The following is a 2958-nucleotide window of genomic DNA, read 5'->3' on the forward strand; positions in this document are numbered from 1 at the left end:
TCTACAGGAATGCTAATGGGTAGCGATGCTTAAAAAAGGCATCGCTTTTTCCTTGTTCAACTAAATGGCAGTTTACTTGAAGAAGGAAATTTGATTCCAACTGTCGAATTGATAATTTCAGATAATCAAAAGAGGTGCTAAATGGATATTTTGTATGATGATAAATATCATCTACATTTAGGTTACTACGAGGATAACTTTAATTATGAGGCGATAGCTTTTAAAAGACAATTGGAGGATGTATGGGATATATTCTTTGATTTTAAAGGGTATGGGATTAAAAATATTACATCCAAATATGAATTAACATTAGATCCATTTGGAACAAGGATATTTTCTATCGACAATAAAGAGATTGATTATAATATTTGGGTACAACGGTCTAAACAATGGTTATCATCTAATAAAATGATTTAAATTATAATGATCGCTTTGGCGGTCATTTTCTTATTCGACTAACGTAGCAGGTTAGCAAAATAAAACTGTTAAATTTATGGTAAGAGGAGGAAACAGAGTGCTAAATACAAATCCATTAGGTAAGATCGTGATTCTGAACGGAACTCCTCGGTCAGGAAAATCAAGTATAGCAACTATTGTCCAAAATACGTTTGAGGGAGTTTGGATGAATTTAGGTGTTGATAATTTTATTCGAATGACACCTCAACGCTACCAACCTGGAATTGGATTAAGACCTGGAGGAGAACGCCCTGATTTAGAGCCATTAATCGTTACCTTGTATGAAGCTATGTACGAATCTATTGCAGCACACAGTCGATTAGGTTTGAACGTTGTTGTTGATGTTGGACATCACGATAACTATTCATCTAGGAGGGGGATTCTTTATAAATGTGTTCGTATTTTGAAGGACTTTCCCGTGTTATTTGTGGGTATCCGATGCCCCCTAAATGTTGTAATGGAGCGACGAATTGCGACTTGGAATAATAGCAACGCTGAAGATGGATCTGTACCAAAACCCATTATGTTGTGGCAGAAGTCCGTTCATTTCCCAGGTATCTATGATCTGGAGATAGATACATCAGTTCTAAGTCCTGAAGAATGTGCAAATTTGATTCAAAAAAGCTTAGAAGAGAATCCCATAAATACAGCTTTTAAGTGTCTTGCAGATATGATAAACGAAGAGACAAACTGAATTCGTTATTACTAACGGTACGATACTTCAAGAAGGAGGTCGCCTTTTTTCTATTTTACAAAGAAAGATTGTGAAATGATGTACTTAAACTATTTGGCAGGTTAGCTTCAAGGGCTACAAAAAAACAAGGAGAAAAATTCCCCCTGTACCTTTGTGTGGTTTGATAATCGTCGGGGAGAGTTCGCTTTTGTCTGCATATTTCTTAGCTGTTCGCCAATTGATATTTAGCGTATTAACAATCTTATCAATTGAAAAACCTTTTTCATTTCGTAAGTGTTTGATACAATTAATATCGGGCATTGTAGCATCCTTCCTTAACCTCCATCTGTTTTGAGTTCGCACTTTAACAGTAGAGGTAGACTTGGGTGACTAGCAAGTCCTTTTTTTATTTACATGAGATTCTCATGCAGAACTCTGCACTAATTCGTTGCAAAGGTCTGTACTTCTATTCTGCATTACACAAGTCTCAAAATATGCGATTAAAGATTCTGATGTGATCAGAGGAAATGAAGTAACGGATGAAAATGTTCAGACGGTTAATGATTTAGACAAAGCTCTAGATTAATTGCATATGGCGGGTTTTTAAAAGAGATACATAAAGAGTTGAACTTAGATGATGCAGAAGATGGGGATCTAGTCCATGTAGATGATGAATCAGATGAAGTGGCGAATGGTGCAATTAAAATTATGGCTTATTGGCATATAGGATTGAAAAATTATGTACTTAAAAATTTTTACATATTGGAATGATTTTGATAACGGAAAAGAAAAAAAGCCCCTCAATGATTGAACTATAACCCGAATAATGGACACTTAAAAAAAAGTCCCTTATTCGGTTTTTTTGTGTCCCCTGGATTAAAACCCGTTTATAATCATTTAGAGGATATAACCGGAGGAAAGTTAAAATGAGTAAAATTATATTTAATGAGTCAGATTAAGATATTAGAGAGTAATCCCAATGTGGACCATGTGTCAGATCGTTCCATTTCATATACACCCGACTTTAAAATTAGAGCTGTAAAAGAGAATTTTAATGGAAAGGGCCCTGTTCAAATCTTTATTGAGCATGGGTTTGACCTACAATTGATAGGTTCTGATAAACCTAAAGCATGCTTAAAGAGATGGAGGAAAACTTTTAATCAGTTCGGAGAAGATGGGTTCCTTACGGAACGGAGAGGAAAAGGCAGTACTGGTAGACCATCTTCCAAACAGCTTACAGTTGAGGAAAGCCTAAAGAAGGCTGAGGCACGGATCAAGTATTTAGAAGCAGAACTAGAATTCTTAAAAAAGTTAGACGCACTCGAAAGGCAGGGATCGAAAAAGAAAAAGTAACGAAGACCGAGAAGTTTTTGCTTATCCAAAAGATAATCACAAAGTGTGGTATTACTAGGATGGTAAAATACCTCTGTAAGATGGCAGGAGTAAGCCGGAGTGGATATTACGCATGGATTAAAGCTGAAAATCAAAGGATTTCAAGACAAGAAATTGATTGGCAAGATTATAAGTTAATCAAAAAAATCTTTGATGAAAAGAAGGCAAAAGCAGGTGCTCTTGTTATCAAGATGATTTTGGAGAACGACTACTATGTCGTAATGAACCATAAAAAGATTCGAAGGATTATGAGAAAATTCAACTTGGTAGCGAAGATCAGGCAGATAAATCCTTACAGGAAAATGGCAAAGGCAACTCAGGAGCATAAAACCCTATCAAATCTACTTGATAGAAAATTTGATCAAGGTGAACCAGGGAAAGTGTTACTTACCGATATTACGTACGTATACTATGGACCAGCACAGCCAGCTTATTTA

General features: G+C 35.8%; 6 protein-coding genes. 5 read left to right on the forward strand and 1 reads right to left on the reverse strand.

The window, feature by feature from the left end:
* Window positions 1-141: 141 nt before the first annotated feature.
* Entirely contained in the window at window positions 142-417 is a 276-nt protein-coding gene (locus tag COD92_RS26520) for a DUF3986 family protein (protein WP_098532314.1), read from the forward strand.
* A gap of 97 nt (window positions 418-514) precedes the next feature.
* Entirely contained in the window at window positions 515-1150 is a 636-nt protein-coding gene (locus tag COD92_RS26525) for a chloramphenicol phosphotransferase CPT family protein (protein WP_255286786.1), read from the forward strand.
* Window positions 1151-1264: 114 nt separating this feature from the next.
* Here COD92_RS26525 and COD92_RS26530 read toward each other — a convergent pair whose 3' ends face one another.
* Window positions 1265-1450: a hypothetical protein gene (locus COD92_RS26530; protein ID WP_176541388.1), complete on the reverse strand. Its 186-nt coding sequence runs from the start codon at window positions 1448-1450 to the stop codon at window positions 1265-1267.
* Between the two features lie 303 nt (window positions 1451-1753).
* Between COD92_RS26530 and COD92_RS33045 the strand changes: the two genes are divergently transcribed.
* From COD92_RS33045 to COD92_RS26545, 3 genes are all read left to right on the forward strand, one after another.
* Window positions 1754-1900: a hypothetical protein gene (locus COD92_RS33045; RefSeq protein WP_255286787.1), complete on the forward strand. Its 147-nt coding sequence runs from the start codon at window positions 1754-1756 to the stop codon at window positions 1898-1900.
* Window positions 1901-2074: 174 nt separating this feature from the next.
* Window positions 2075-2482, forward strand: coding sequence for an HTH domain-containing protein (locus tag COD92_RS26540; protein ID WP_098532316.1), 408 nt, complete (start codon window positions 2075-2077; stop codon window positions 2480-2482).
* A gap of 59 nt (window positions 2483-2541) precedes the next feature.
* On the forward strand, window positions 2542-2958 hold a 417-nt coding region (locus COD92_RS26545; RefSeq protein ID WP_141561149.1), incomplete at its 3' end, for an IS3 family transposase.

This window comes from Bacillus sp. AFS037270 (assembly GCF_002585305.1).